Consider the following 13,297-nt stretch of genomic DNA (forward strand, 5'->3'; position numbering starts at 1 on the left):
CGCACCGGCCGACCGGCCTGTCCCACGGGACAGCAGGAGGCGGGGACGCATGCGTCCCCGCCTCCTTGCGTCCGCAGAAGCGGAGAGCATGCCGCCCGTGTCCGGCCATCCGCCCCGCAAGCCTCGCCGGACCTCGATCGCCGGGCGCGCGAACGGAGAGCTTCCCAGGACGCGGAAAAAGCGTATGAGAGGTCCTTGCCGTCCGAACAGACACCAAACGCCGCGCGAAGGACACAGCCGCAACCGCACGCGCCCCCGGCGACTTCACAGTCCGCCGGATCGGGCGAAACACCGGCAAAGACACCGCACCGCCTCCGCCCTTCATGAAACCGCGCTTCCCTGCGTCCGCGCGCCCACGGGCAGCCGGGCGGAAGACCGCGAGCAGGAAGGCCGGACGCGGGCGGGTACGACCCCGAGCAAGGAAAACAGAGACCATGCCCGCAAGCAGCGCGCCGCAGAAGCGCCTCGTGTCCCTCGACGCCCTGCGCGGCCTGACCATCCTCGGGATGATCATGGCCAACAACCCGGGCAACTACGAGTTCGCCTATCCCCCGCTGACCCACGCCCCCTGGCACGGCCTGCATCTGGCCGACTTCGTCTTCCCCTTCTTCCTCTTCATCGTCGGCGCCAGCATCGCGGTCTCCGTGCGCAAAAACGCCTCGCCCGAGGACAATGCCGCGACCGTGGCGCACGTCCTCAAACGGGCGGCCGTCCTCTTCGTCCTCGGCCTCGTGCTGAACGGCTTCCCGGACTACGACCTCGCGACCATCCGCATCCCCGGCGTGCTGCAGCGCATCGCCGTGGTCTACGCGGCCGCGGCCCTCCTCCACCTCTCCCTCAAACGCAGGAAGATCCTCTGGATCATAGCGGCCACGCTCCTCGGCTACTGGCTGGTCATGGCCCTCGTCCCCGTGCCCGGGGTCGGCCACGCGAGCCTGGACAAGGGGACCAACCTGGCGGCCTGGCTCGACCGCCTGCTCATGCGCGGCCACCTCTGGGACTACGACGCGGGCTGGGACCCGGAGGGCCTCCTGAGCACCCTGCCCGCCGTCTGCATCGCCCTCATCGGGCTCTTCCCCGGACTCTGGGCCAAGGGCGAAATCAAGTGCTCCGCGCCGCGCATGTTCCTCTGGGGCGTGGGCCTCGTGCTCCTCGGCTCGGCCTGGAACGCCTGGTTCCCCATCAACAAGAGCCTGTGCACCAGCTCCTTCGTGCTCGTGGCCTGCGGCGCGGGGCTCATGCTCCTCACGCTCTTCCGCCAGGTCATGGACGTGCACGGCCTCACGGCCTGGGCGCGCCCCCTGGTCGTCTGCGGCAGGAACCCGCTGGCCATCTACTGCCTCTCCACCCTCACGGAGAAGGGGCTGCACGCCGTGAAGCTCACGGACGGCCCTGGCACGCAGATCGACCTGCACTACTACCTCTACCGCGGCGGCTACTCCTCCTGGCTGCCGCCGCACGCCGCCTCCCTTGCCTGGGCTTGCAGCGCCTGCCTCCTGTGGCTCGGCGTGGCCTGGATCCTGAACGCGCGCAAGATATTCATCAAGCTCTAGAAATCAAGAAAATCCACTCCCGACGGCATCTTTCGGCAGCCTGCCGATTTTCGGCTGAACGAACATCCGCGAAGGTTGCGGAAAATAATTGCGCCTTTTCGGCCACGCAATAGTCTCCATCGGAGCAGCGTTTTCCCAAAAAGGAAGGCATGGCGCCTGCCTTTCCGGAAATCTCTTCAGAGGAGACCATGGCCATGCAATTCAAATCCATCAAACTGAAGATCGCCGTCCTGTCCGGGCTCTGCCTGCTGGTCACGGCCGCGGCGCTGGTCGTCTACGCCGTGAGCGCGACCAGGGCCACGCAGGGCTACGTGACGGCGCACGTGGCCGACCTCGTGGACAAGACCACCAAGGAGAGTCTCCTGGCCATCGCGGGCAAGCAGGCCGGGTTCATCCAGAGCGAGCTGCAGGTGAACCTGGACACCGCGCGCACCCTGGCGGACACCTTCGGCGTCCTGAAGAAGGAATGGGACGCGACCACGGACCACGGCTCCGCGAACATCGCCGACACCCTGAACGACATCCTGCTCAGCGTGCTCGAGGACAACCCCAAGTTCCTGGGCACCTACTCCGCCTGGGCGCCCAACGCCCTGGACGGAATGGACACGGACCACATGGGCGACACGACGCACGGCTTCGACGCGAGCGGCCGCTTCGTGCCCTACTGGAACCGCGACGAGCACGGCAAGATCGCCCGGCAGCCCCTGGTGGAGTACGAGAGCCAGGAGAAGCACGAGAACGGCGTGCGCAAGGGCGGCTGGTACCTGGGCCCCAAGGAGACCGGCAAGGAGAGCGTGCTCGACCCCTTCCCCTACATCGTGCAGGGCAAGAAGGACTGGCTGACCACCCTGTCCGTGCCCATCACGGTCAACGGCAGGTTCCTCGGCGTGGCGGGCACGGACCTGCGCCTCAACTTCCTCCAGGACCTGAGCCAGGAGGTCGCCAAGTCGCTCTACGGCGGCAAGGCCGAGGTCGTGGTGCTCAGCAACATGGGCCTCGTGGTGGCGGACAGCTCCAAGCCCGAGCGCATCGGCGGCCCCATGAGCAAGGTCATCCCCGACGGATGGGAGAGCGCCCTCAAGGTCGTGCAGTCCGGCACGGACATGGTGGACCTGGGCAAGACCTCGGACATGGTCCGGGTCATCTCGCCCATCCAGCTCGGCCGGACCGGCAAGCCCTGGGCCGTGCTCATCCAGGTCCCGCCCGCCGTGGTCATGGCCGACGCGCACGCGCTCGAAAGCGCCCTGCGCGATCGCGCCCGCAGCAACGCGGCCTGGCAGGTCGGCGTGGGGCTCGGCGTGGCGCTCCTGGCCATCGCCATGATCTGGTTCTTCGCCGGGGGGCTCGCCCGTCCCATCAGAAAGGCCGCGGCCTACGCGCAGAGCGTGGCCAAGGGCGACTTCAGCCATAAGCTCGACGTGCGGCAGGCCGACGAGATCGGCACCCTGGCCGACGCCTTGCGCTCCATGGTCGGCAACCTGCAGCAGATGATCCGCGAGGCCGAGAGCAAGAGCCGCGAGGCCGCCGAAGAGGCCGCCAAGGCCAAGGAGGCCACGGCCGAGGCGGAAGAGGCCAAGCAGCAGGCCCAGCGGGCCAGGCGCGAGGGTATGCTGGGCGCCGCGGGGAAGCTCGCGGACGTGGTCGAGCGGCTGACCTCGGCCTCCTCACAGCTCTCGGTGCAGATCGAGCAGTCCAACAAGGGCGCGGTGGAGCAGAAGGCCCGGGCCGAGGAGACGGCCACGGCCATGAACGAGATGAACGCCACGGTGCTCGAGGTGGCGAGCAACGCCTCCCAGGCCGCGGAAGGCTCGGACAAGGCCAAGCTGAAGGCCCAGGAAGGCGCCCAGATCGTCCGCAAGGTGGTCGCGGCCATCGGCGAGGTGCAGACCCAGGCGGCGCAGCTCAAGGAGAACATGGCGGTCCTGGGCCGGCAGGCCGAAGGCATCGGCCGGATCATGGACGTCATCTCGGACATCGCCGACCAGACGAACCTCCTGGCGCTGAACGCGGCCATCGAGGCCGCGCGGGCGGGCGACGCGGGCCGGGGCTTCGCGGTCGTGGCCGACGAGGTGCGCAAGCTCGCGGAGAAGACCATGACCGCCACCAACGAGGTCGGCGGCGCCATCCGCGACATCCAGAGCGGCGCACGCTCCAACGTCGCCAGCGTGGACAGCGCGGCCAAGGCCATCGACCAGGCCACGGAGCTGGCGGGCAAATCCGGCGAGGAGCTCGGCGCCATCGTGTCCATCGTGGACGTCTCCGCCGACCAGGTGCGTTCCATCGCCACGGCCTCGGAGGAGCAGTCCGCGGCCAGCGAGGAGATCAACCAGTCCATCACCGAGGTGAACCGCATCTCCATCGAAACCGCGGACGCCATGCAGCAGTCCTCCCGGGCCGTGGTCGAACTCGCGGACCAGGCGCAGGTGCTGCGCAACCTGATCGAGGAGATGCAGTCCGAGGACGGCGGCCAGGGCTGATCCGTCGGGACGGCCTCATATAAAGGAAAAGACCGCGGGCCGGTCGGCGAAAGCCGACCGGCCCGCTTCCGTTTGCGCCTCTCCCGCCGGTTTACATTCCGCCCGTTCCCCGGCATACGCTGGTCCTGATTCCCCCGGAAACCCCCTACGCGAGGAGCCAAGCCATGTGGATATGGGTCGGACGATGGGTCAGGAAGCAGGGGCAGGAGAAGACGGCGCGCTCGGCCGCCGAGGGCGTGCGGATGCATTGGCGCGACGTGGCCCTGGACGTGGGCCTGGACCCGGACATGAACGTGGTCCTGGCCGAGAGCGAGAAGATGCTGGCCGTGGGCATCAGCCAGGAGCTGGACGAGGTCTTCCGCGAGGAAGGCACGGCCTGGCAGTATTATTGAGCCGGACTCAGGCGTAGCGGGCGCGGATGCGGGCGAAGAGCTCGGGCTTCCTGTCGTACTGGTGGACGATGAGGGCGGGCCCGCCCGAGGGGGTGAGCACGTCGCCCGCCGCGTCGAGCGCCGCCTCGCCCTCCACGTAGCCGAGCGTCAGGATGGGCGCGCCGTTGTCGTGCACGGCGAGCCCGGGCAGGAGGCCGCGGTGCACGAGCAGGTTGTGCACGGCCTGGTCGTAGCCCGCCATGCGCGGGGCCGGGACGAACGGCAGCAGGCGCGCGGTCATGGCCGCGAGGTAGGCGTGCATGGCCGCGTGCCCGGCCACAGTGGTCCCGGAGCAGGAGATGGGCCTTTCGGAAAGCTCGTCCAGCACGTCCGCGCCGAGATGGCCGCGCGTCCAGTGCGCCATGTACGGGCAGCCGCCGATGCGCATGCGGCCGTCCTCGAGCGTGGCGCTCACCCCGGCGGGCCAGGGGAAGGCGAAGGGATCGCGCTGGAAGACGACGTCGCGCACGTCCGTGAGCAGGATGCGGGAAAAGGGCCCCTCCCCGGCCGCGTCCGCCTTCTGCAGGAAGTCGCGGTAAAGGAAGTAGCGCAGGGCGTTGTAGGGCACGTGGGCCAGTTCGTCCGGCCGCGTGAAGGGCACGATCTGTGCGCCGAGCGCGGCCATGCGCTCCGTGCCCCGCGTGGTGGGCGAGACGAAGAGCACGCAGCGCCCGGAAAACCCGGTGCGCCGTAGCGACTCGAGAAAGGGCCTGACGTCGCCGTCATGGTATCCGGCCGCGAGCCCCAGGACGAGGTTTGGGCGCGTCATGCGCCGGGGCCTGCGTCCTGCGCGGCCCGCTGCTGCGTGGTCAGGATGCGGTCCAGGCTCGCGGCGAAGAGCTGGCGGTCGCGCGGGCCGAGCGGCGCGGGACCGCCCTGGGCCAGCCCCATGTCGCGCATCTCCTGCATGAAGTTGCGCATGGTCAGCTTGCCGCGCACGTTGCCCGCGTCGTAGACCTCGCCGCGCGGGTTGAGCCCCGTGGCGCCCCGCTCCACCACCTGCGCCGCCAGCGGCACGTCCGCCGTGACCACGAGGTCGCCGGGCGCGACGTGCTCCGCGATGTGCCTGTCCGCCTCGTCGAAGCCGCCCGGGACGCGCACGGCGACGACCAGGGCGGGATCGGCGCCGTCGACCATGCGCGGCCGGTTGGCCACCAGGCGCACGGGCAGGCCGAGCCTCTTGGAGGCGCGCAGCACGATCTCGCGGATGGCCGAAGGACAGGCGTCGTCGTCCACCCAGATAGTCGGTGGCCAGGCCGCCGGAAACCTCCCGCTCATGCCCGGCTCATTCCCCGCTCTTCTTGCGGCTGACGTAGGACTTGTAGCCGCCCGTGGCAGGACGCGGCTTGCCCTTGAAAGGCTTCTTGCCCGGCCCGGAACGCTTGAAGCCGCCGCCGAACTTGTCGCCCTGGCGGTCGCCGAAGCGCTTGCCGCGGTCGCCGTCGCCGAAGCGCGGCCCCTCGCCCTCGAGGCCGTCGTCGCCCAGTCCCTCGCGGCGCACGGCGGGCTCCATGGACACGCGGTTGCCGCGGATCTGGTTGCCGTTCATGATGCGCACCACGTCCGCGGCGTATTCCTCGGGCACCTCCACGTAGGAGTGCTTGTCGTAGATCTCGATCTTGCCGATGAGCCTGCCGGGCAGACCGGTCTCGCCCGCGATGGCGCCGACCACGTCCTTGACCGCCACGGTGTGCGAGCGCCCGACGCTCATGAACAGCCGGACCATGCCCTGCTGCGCGCCGGTGTCGCCGAAGGCCCCGGCCGCGCCGGTCCTGGCCTCGCCCGCCTTCTCCTCGGCGGAGGGGCCGAGCAGCATCTTGAGGAGCGCCGCGGCCAGGTCCAGGGAGGAGGCGTCCTCCTGCTCCACGAACTCCTCGACGAGCTTCAGCTGCTTCTCGAGCTCGCCCTTGGCGATGGTCTCGCGCACCAGGGCGAGGAACTTCTCGGTCTTCACCTGCTCCACGTCGCCGAGGCTCGGCACGCGCTGCTGCACGATCTTGGCCTTGGTGTAGCGCTGGATGTCGCGCAGCTTGTAGAACTCCTTGCCCCAGGCGAAGGAGAAGGCGCGGCCCTTGCGGCCCGCGCGGCCGGTGCGGCCGATGCGGTGCACGTAGTACTCCACGTCGCTCGGCACGTCGTAGTTGAAGACCGCCTCGATGTCCTCCACGTCGATACCGCGCGCGGCCACGTCCGTGGCCACCAGGATCTCCACCGTGCCGCCGCGGAACTTGCCCATGACCCGGTCGCGCTGGGACTGGCTCATATCGCCGTGCAGGCCGTCGGCCAGGTAGCCGCGCGCCTGCAGCGTCTCCACGATCTGGTCCACGCCGCGCTTGGTGTTGGAGAAGACGATGGAGAGCTTGGGGTTGTAGAAGTCGAGGACCCGGCACATGGCCTCGAGCCGCGAGCTCCTGTGCACCTCGTAGTAGATCTGCTCGATGCTCGGCACGGTGAGCACCTTGTGCGCCACCTTGGCGAAGGCCGGATCGTCCAGGTACTTCTCGGCCAGGCGCATGATCTCCGGGGCCATGGTGGCGGAGAAGAAGACCGTCTGGCGCTCCTCGGGCACCGCGTCCAGGATGTGCTCGATGTCCTCGCGGAATCCCATGTCGAGCATCTCGTCGGCCTCGTCGAGCACGGCCATGCGCACGGAGCCGAGGTCCAGCGTGCCGCGCTCCATGTGGTCCATGACCCGGCCGGGGGTGCCGATGACCACCTGCGCGCCCAGGCGCAGGGCGCGGAACTGCCGGTCGATGGGCTGGCCGCCGTAGACCGGGACCACGTGCAGCCCCTTGCGATGGCGGGAAAGCGCGGTGAACTCCTCGGCCACCTGGATGGCCAGCTCGCGCGTGGGGCAGAGCACGATGGCCTGCACGGCGCGGTTCTTGGGGTCCACCATCTCGAGGACCGGAATGCCGAAGGCGGCCGTCTTGCCCGTGCCGGTCTGGGCCTGGCCGACCACGTCGCGGCCCTCCATCAGCAGGGGGATGGCCAGGGCCTGGATGGGCGAGGCTTCCTCGAAGCCCATGTCGGCCACGGCGCGAAGCGTCTCCTTGGAAAGAGGCAGGGAATCGAATCTCAGAGCTTCCATGAATCCTTGTCCGTGCCGCTTGCGCGGCGTGTCGTTGTGTGTGCCGCGTCCGGGCGGCCCGGGCGGCGAAATGCGCCGGGGTGCGGCGCGTGTTCATATATGCCGGCCGCGCGCAAGCGCGCATGGCCTCGTTTTCTGCGGGTCGGCCCGTATCTGGAGGATCTGGCGGATCGGAAAGGATCGGGAGAACGGCGCGACGAATCCATCTGTAGCCTGGAACGGGCGGCGGGGAAAGCCCGCAATAGACGCTTTTCCCTCCGGAGTCCAGCCCCGGGCCGGGGCCGGACTCAGACCGGGTCGTACCGGACCGAGGAAAAGCTCGCCGCGGCACGCTCCGCCGGACTCCGCGGCGCGGTCCCGGCCAGGCGCTGGATCAGGGCGTCCTGCAGCAGCTCGTCCTCCCGGACGAGCTCCGGATAGAGGCTCTTCAGCGCCGCTTCGTCACCCTCCTTGGCCGCGTTCTCGATCTTGCGCGCGAGGCCGGAACAGCGCTCGGCGAAGATGGTGTCGAAGGAGCTCTTCATGTAGTGCGCCACCCTGGCCGCGGCGGCGAAGTCCGCCTCGTCCACGTGGGTGCAGAGCTCACCCATGTTGATCTTGTCGCGCTCGAGGAACGAGGCCACGATGCGGCTCTCGAACTGCCTGTCCCCGCCGAACTGCTCGTCGAGCTCCGCGGCGTTGAGCACCAGGCCGCGCGCAAAGTTCTCGCCCGCGGCCATGCCCGGGGCCTGCGCGCCCTTGCTCATGCACATGGTGATGGCCTGCAGAAGCTCCTTGAAGCGCACGGGCTTGGTCATGAAATGGTCGAAGCCCGCCTCGGCGCAGAGCTCCTCGAAGTCCTTGAAGGCGTGGGCGGTGATGGCGATGATGGGCATGCCCGCCGTCTCCTCGCCGAGCGAGCCGGAGCGGATCTCCTTGGCCACCTGCAGGCCGTCCATGGAGGGCATCTGCAGGTCCAGGAGCAGGATGTCGCAGGGGGTCTCGCGCAGGATGTCGAGTACCTCCCGCCCGTCCCGGGCCACGCTGACCGTGTGCCCGTTCTTGCTCAGGAAGACCTTGAGCAGCAGCGCGCTGTTGGGCTCGTCCTCCGCCACCAGGATGCGCAGATTCCCCACCGCCTGCGCGGCCTGCTGCTGCGCCGCCGGGAAGCCTTCGTCCCGGGGCGCGGCCTCCGGCTGCACCCCGCAGGGGATGATGCAGGAGAAGGTGGAGCCCTTGCCCACCGAGCTCTCCACGCTGATGAGCCCTCCCATCTTCTTGACCAGGCTGTCGCAGATGGCGAGCCCGAGCCCCGCGCCCTGGCGATTCAGGCACAGCCCGTCCTGCAGCCGCGTGAAGCGCTCGAAGATGCAGGGGATGCTGTCGTGGCTGATGCCGATGCCCGTGTCCGTGACGTCGACGCGCAGGGAGACCCCGCCCTCGGCATCGCGCAGGTCCGGCGCGGCGCTGACCTGTATGCGCACCGCGCCCCGCTCGGTGAACTTGACCGCGTTGCTCGCCAGGTTCAGCAGCACCTGCCGGATGCGGCCGTAGTCGCCCACCAGGGTCCTGGGCACGGAATCCACGACCGCGAGCTCGAAGTCGAGCCCCTTCTTGCGCGCCATGCCCTCGATGACCATGGCCGTGCTCTCCAGGTCCTCGCGGATGGCGAAGGGACGGCGCGCGATCTCCAGGCTGTCGGTCTCGGCGCGCGAGTACTCCAGGACCTCGTTCATGATGCCCACGAGATGGTCGATGGAGTCGCCCACGATCTCGATGTACTTGCGCTGGTCCGTGGAGAGCGGCGTCTCCTTCAGAAGCTCCACCAGCCCCTTGATGGCGTTCATGGGCGTGCGCACCTCGTGGCTCATGGTGGCCACGAAGTCGCTCTTGGCCTTGTTCGCCTGGATGACCTCCCTGAGCGAGAGCTCCAGGCGGTCCTGCAGGCAGCGGCTCGCGGTCACGTCCTGGTAGGTGCTGAAGAGCTTGAGCGGCCTGCCGCTCTCGCTGCGCTCAACGTGGATCGTGGCGTGGACGTGGATGACCTCCTTGGTCACCTTGGCGAAGCGGAAGTCGCCCTCCACGAGGGTCGGGGAGGCCACGGCGGCGTCGAGCAGAGCCTTGAAGGCGGCGCGGTCCGGCTCGTGCACGAGCTGGATGATGTCCTGGAAGGTGATGGTGAAGTCCGCCTTCCCGGGATAGCCGAAGATCTGGTGCAGCTCTTCCGAGGAATGCTGCGCTCCGGACTGGAAGTCGAACTCGAGGCTTCCGGTGCGCGCGATGCGCAGGGCGTTCTGCAGGCGCTGGGAGCTTATGCGCTGGCGCTCCTCGGCCTTCTTGCGCTCCGTGATGTCCACGTAGAGTCCGGCGAAATAGCCCTTCTCCGAGCTGAAGGCCGAGAGCAGGAACCACCTGTCCGCTTCCTCGTTGTAGACCTCGTGCTGCTCGTGGCCGCCCTGCGCTGCCAGGCGGCCGAAGAGCCTGATCCACTCCAGGCCGTCCAGGTGCACCTTGGGATAGATGTCCGAGAGGCGCCTGCCGATCACGTCGCAGAGCCTGAGCCCGGTCTGCTGCTCGAAGGCCTTGTTGGCGTCCACGTACTCGATGTCCACGGGCGCGCCCATCTCGTCGTAGAGGACCTTGTGATAGGCGAACCCCTCGCGCATCCGCTCGAAGACCAGATTGTAGTCGCGGCCCTGCGGCGCGGCCAGCGCCGCGGCCTGCGCGGAGCCCTTGCCCTCTTCGTCGCCGAGCCACTCGGGCAGGAAGGAGCCGTCGCGCTTGCGCATGGCGCGCATGGCGCCCAGCAGGGACTCGAGCCCCTGCTGCGTGGTCTGGTTGTCGTAGCGCAGCTTGGTCAGCAGGGAGACGAGGCAGTTCTGGTAGCGCCCGGCGATGTCCGAGTTGCGCCCGGAGGAGATCATCTCCTTGTAGCTGCATTTGCGCGCGGAGGAGGCCTTGGCGTGTTTCATCTCTCCTTCTCCCCGTTTCGCAGCTGGAAGAGCACGAGACTGAACGAATTGTTGTGCACGAAAGAGCGCGCGACCCCGGGCAGGGGCGCCACCTGGGCCGTGAGATAGACCCCGGCCAGCGGCACGTCCGGCGGCAGGGCCCCGCGCAGGGCCTCGAGCTCGGCGTCGCAGCTCTGGCCCAGAATGTCCTTGCGCACGCCGCAGGAGATGGCCAGGGCGAAGCAGGTCCGCCCCTGTTCCCGCGACTGCAGGGCCGTGATCGCGGCTTTCTCGCTGGAAAGCACGATCTCGCGCCTGCCGATGACCCCGAAGCTGGCCGTGAGGTCGGCCCCGGGGAAGCCCCCCTGGAAGTCGCCGTGGCCGTCCTCGGGGTCCAGGGCCGCCGCCGAGCGGGTGTAGACGGCCCCGGAGGCCTTGCTGCGGATCACCAGGGGGAAATAGGGGGCCATGTCCAGGTCCTCGCCGATGTGCGACCGGTACAGGTCCCGGACGCGCTCGCCGTCGATGCGCGAAAGCCTGCCGCCCTCGGCCGCGAGGCCGGACATGTCCGCGCCCACCGGCACCCAGCCGCTGCCCAGGCCGTGCGAGACATCGACGCCGGACATGCCGAGCACGGCCACCGCGTCCGCGGCCACGCGGCTCTTGTGGAAGAGGACCGCGCCGTGCGTCTTCAGGAAATCGCCCGAGAAGCCGCCGAAGACCGAGGCCTGCCCGAGGCCCGCGGCCGCGAACAGGGACTCCATGTCGCAGCCGGTGCAGCGCACGCCGTCGAAGAACGGCAGGAGCACGTCCCCCGGCCCGGCCGCCCCGTCCCAGCCCATGCTCGCCTGGCGCAGGGCCAGGCCCGGGTCCTGCGAGACGTTCTCGCCCAGGCCGGAGAAGAAGCGCACCGTGTCCGAGGCGAAGAGGACGAGGAGCAGCGAGCCCGTGCGCATGCCGCGCTCGGACATCTCGCCCGCCGCGGCGCAGCCCACGAGTTCGAGCCCGGGGTACTCGGCCATGATGCGGCGCAGCATGCGGCCGTAGTCCATGGTCGCGTACGAGGCGAAGACGAGCCCGGCCGACGGCCGACGCCCGGCCAGACGCCTGGCGCAGGCGCGCAGCACCGCCTCCACCGCGGCGTCGTGGTCGGCGGTGAAGCTGTGCCCTACCGCGACCGTGAAATCCGGGTCCCTCACCGTCCGTTCCCCTGCCCTTTCCTTTGGCGCTTCGCCTCATACATGCGCATGTCGGCCAAGGAAATCAACTCGTCGCCCGTGGCGCCGTCCCGGGGGTAGATGGCGTAGCCCACGCTGACCCCCACGGCGAGCCCGAGGTTCCTGGCCCTCACGGGCAGCGCGATCTCCGCGTCGATCTTCCCGATGATGGCCCTGGCCGACTCGTCGTCGGCGACTTCGGGCAGGACCAGGGTGAACTCGTCGCCGCCGAAGCGGGCCACGGTGTCCGAGTCGCGCAGCGCCCGCGTGAGCCGCTTGCCGATGGCCTTGAGCACCACGTCGCCGATGATGTGGCCGTGCTCGTCGTTGATCTCCTTGAAGTTGTCCAGGTCCACGAGCATGACCGCGAAGCTGCCGCCGTAGCGTCCGGCGCGCTTGATCTCCTTCTCCAGCCGCTCCATGAAGATGGCCCGGTTGGGAAGCCCGGTGAGGTGGTCGCGCAGCGCCAGGCGGCGCATGGCCCGAAGCTCCTCCACCTGTCGCGTCACGTCGCGCAGCAGGAGCACGGAGCCCGCGCGGCCGGTCTCGTCGCGCAGGGGCAGGGCGGTGCAGTTGAGGATCAGCCGGGAGTCCGCGAGCGAGACCTCGGTCGAGAATTCGTAGGACGTGCCCCGGCTCAGCCGCTCGCGCATCTCGCCCATGCGCTCGGCGCTCACGAGCGCCGCCAGGCTCGCCTCGTCGAGCAGCGCTCCCTTGCGGATGCCGAGCCCCTCCGGGAACATGCCCTGCACTGTCTGGTTGAAGTAGACGATGGTGTTGCGCTCGTCCGCGACCACCACTCCGGTGTCCGCGAGCTCGTCCAGGATGCGCAGGGCGCAGGCATCCAGCCCCGTCCCCGAGCCCTCCCCGGCGCGCGCCAGCTCCTCCTCCACCGCGGCGCGCTCCACGGTGCCGAGCAGCGTGCCGTCGCGGTCCGTGACCAGGGCCAGCCTGGATTCGTTGTGCGCGATCAGGCGCGAGACCTCCTGCAGATCCTCGTCCGGCGCGACGCTCGGCGGGCACTTGCGCATCACGCGGCCCACCGGCGTGCGCCAGAGGTCGCAGCCCGCCTCGACCAGGCGCGAGAAATCCTCGCCCATGAGGATGCCCTGCGGGCGGCCGTCCGCGAAGACGAGCACGTAGTCCGCATTGCCCAGGGAGAGGACGCGCATGCCCTCGAAGACCGCGACGGAGCGCTCCACGCTCGGAAGCGTGGAGGCCGGGAGCATGAGGTCGCGCACGGACGCGGCGCTGTCCTGCCGCTTCTGGCGGACGAAGGGCATGATCCCCTGGGGAAAGGCGAAGGTGCCTGCGGGCACATGCCCCGCCGAGTCTCCGGCGGGATGCCCGAGAGGGGCCGATGGCCGATGGTCAAGCATGGCCGGTGCTTTCATTCCGTGCTCCGTTTGCCCCGGAAGTGTCCGGGAAAGGCGGTGACGAACAGGGCCGTATGGACGGAGCGGATGCCTTTTGTCCGGCAAACGTGGACAGAGCCCTTGGAAAAGAATGTCGAACTTTTCGGGCTGAATCCCTGGTACACAAGGGATTGGTGTATGGCGTGCGCTCTTTTTCCACTTGGCATGAAAATGGCTCTTTCA

At 69.0% G+C, this 13,297-nt stretch carries 10 protein-coding genes; 3 read left to right on the forward strand and 7 right to left on the reverse strand.

All coding sequences use genetic code 11. The features are described from left to right. Window positions 1-434 precede the first annotated feature (434 nt). Window positions 435-1,553, forward strand: coding sequence for an acyltransferase family protein (locus DSX2_RS16705; RefSeq protein ID WP_020882178.1), 1,119 nt, complete (start codon window positions 435-437; stop codon window positions 1,551-1,553). Here the strand turns inward: DSX2_RS16705 and DSX2_RS18450 are convergent. Continuing rightward, window positions 1,543-1,749 (reverse strand): hypothetical protein, encoded by a 207-nt coding sequence (locus DSX2_RS18450; RefSeq protein ID WP_152512999.1) that lies wholly within the window; start codon window positions 1,747-1,749, stop codon window positions 1,543-1,545. The genes DSX2_RS16705 and DSX2_RS18450 overlap by 11 nt on opposite strands. On the opposite strand from DSX2_RS18450, the gene DSX2_RS16710 reads away from it, so the two are divergent. Together DSX2_RS16710 and DSX2_RS16715 are read left to right on the forward strand one after the other, a co-directional pair. Beyond that, entirely contained in the window at window positions 1,748-4,030 is a 2,283-nt protein-coding gene (locus tag DSX2_RS16710; protein ID WP_020882179.1) for a methyl-accepting chemotaxis protein, read from the forward strand. The two genes, DSX2_RS18450 and DSX2_RS16710, sit on opposite strands and share 2 nt — an antisense overlap. Window positions 4,031-4,194: 164 nt before the next feature. After that, window positions 4,195-4,422 carry a hypothetical protein gene (locus DSX2_RS16715; protein WP_020882180.1) on the forward strand — a complete coding sequence of 76 codons (228 nt, stop codon included), beginning with the start codon at window positions 4,195-4,197 and terminating at the stop codon, window positions 4,420-4,422. Between the two features lie 7 nt (window positions 4,423-4,429). On the opposite strand, the gene DSX2_RS16720 is transcribed toward DSX2_RS16715, so the two are convergent. The 6 genes from DSX2_RS16720 to DSX2_RS17850 form a co-directional block, all read right to left on the reverse strand. Beyond that, window positions 4,430-5,230 carry a hypothetical protein gene (locus DSX2_RS16720; RefSeq protein ID WP_020882181.1) on the reverse strand — a complete coding sequence of 267 codons (801 nt, stop codon included), beginning with the start codon at window positions 5,228-5,230 and terminating at the stop codon, window positions 4,430-4,432. Continuing rightward, window positions 5,227-5,739 carry a YaiI/YqxD family protein gene (locus DSX2_RS16725; RefSeq protein WP_020882182.1) on the reverse strand — a complete coding sequence of 171 codons (513 nt, stop codon included), beginning with the start codon at window positions 5,737-5,739 and terminating at the stop codon, window positions 5,227-5,229. The genes DSX2_RS16720 and DSX2_RS16725 overlap by 4 nt, the downstream gene beginning before the upstream one ends. Before the next feature lie 7 nt (window positions 5,740-5,746). Further along, window positions 5,747-7,552, reverse strand: coding sequence for a DEAD/DEAH box helicase (locus DSX2_RS16730; RefSeq protein ID WP_020882183.1), 1,806 nt, complete (start codon window positions 7,550-7,552; stop codon window positions 5,747-5,749). 287 nt (window positions 7,553-7,839) lie between these two features. Then, window positions 7,840-10,503, reverse strand: a complete 2,664-nt coding sequence (locus tag DSX2_RS16735) for a PAS domain-containing hybrid sensor histidine kinase/response regulator (RefSeq protein WP_020882184.1) — start codon at window positions 10,501-10,503, stop codon at window positions 7,840-7,842. After that, on the reverse strand, window positions 10,500-11,681 hold the full coding sequence (locus DSX2_RS16740) for an FIST signal transduction protein (protein WP_020882185.1): 1,182 nt from the start codon (window positions 11,679-11,681) through the stop codon (window positions 10,500-10,502). Before DSX2_RS16740 ends, DSX2_RS16735 begins: the two co-directional genes overlap by 4 nt. Next, the gene (locus tag DSX2_RS17850) at window positions 11,678-13,018 is read right to left on the reverse strand and encodes a diguanylate cyclase (RefSeq protein ID WP_052014826.1); all 1,341 of its coding nucleotides are present in this window, start codon (window positions 13,016-13,018) and stop codon (window positions 11,678-11,680) included. The genes DSX2_RS16740 and DSX2_RS17850 overlap by 4 nt, the downstream gene beginning before the upstream one ends. Window positions 13,019-13,297 lie beyond the last annotated feature (279 nt).

The organism is Desulfovibrio sp. X2, from assembly GCF_000422205.1.
Lineage (GTDB): Bacteria > Desulfobacterota > Desulfovibrionia > Desulfovibrionales > Desulfovibrionaceae > Alkalidesulfovibrio.

Excerpts from the sequence above, each read along its gene's own strand:
- DSX2_RS16735 (WP_020882184.1), bottom strand. The coding sequence starts at position 10,503 with ATGAAACACGCCAAGGCCTCCTCCGCGCGCAAATGCAGCTACAAGGAG.
- DSX2_RS16730 (WP_020882183.1), bottom strand. The coding sequence starts at position 7,552 with ATGGAAGCTCTGAGATTCGATTCCCTGCCTCTTTCCAAGGAGACGCTT.
- DSX2_RS16725 (WP_020882182.1), bottom strand. The coding sequence starts at position 5,739 with ATGAGCGGGAGGTTTCCGGCGGCCTGGCCACCGACTATCTGGGTGGAC.
- DSX2_RS16705 (WP_020882178.1), top strand. The coding sequence starts at position 435 with ATGCCCGCAAGCAGCGCGCCGCAGAAGCGCCTCGTGTCCCTCGACGCC.
- DSX2_RS18450 (WP_152512999.1), bottom strand. The coding sequence starts at position 1,749 with ATGGCCATGGTCTCCTCTGAAGAGATTTCCGGAAAGGCAGGCGCCATG.
- DSX2_RS16710 (WP_020882179.1), top strand. The coding sequence starts at position 1,748 with ATGCAATTCAAATCCATCAAACTGAAGATCGCCGTCCTGTCCGGGCTC.
- DSX2_RS16715 (WP_020882180.1), top strand. The coding sequence starts at position 4,195 with ATGTGGATATGGGTCGGACGATGGGTCAGGAAGCAGGGGCAGGAGAAG.
- DSX2_RS16720 (WP_020882181.1), bottom strand. The coding sequence starts at position 5,230 with ATGACGCGCCCAAACCTCGTCCTGGGGCTCGCGGCCGGATACCATGAC.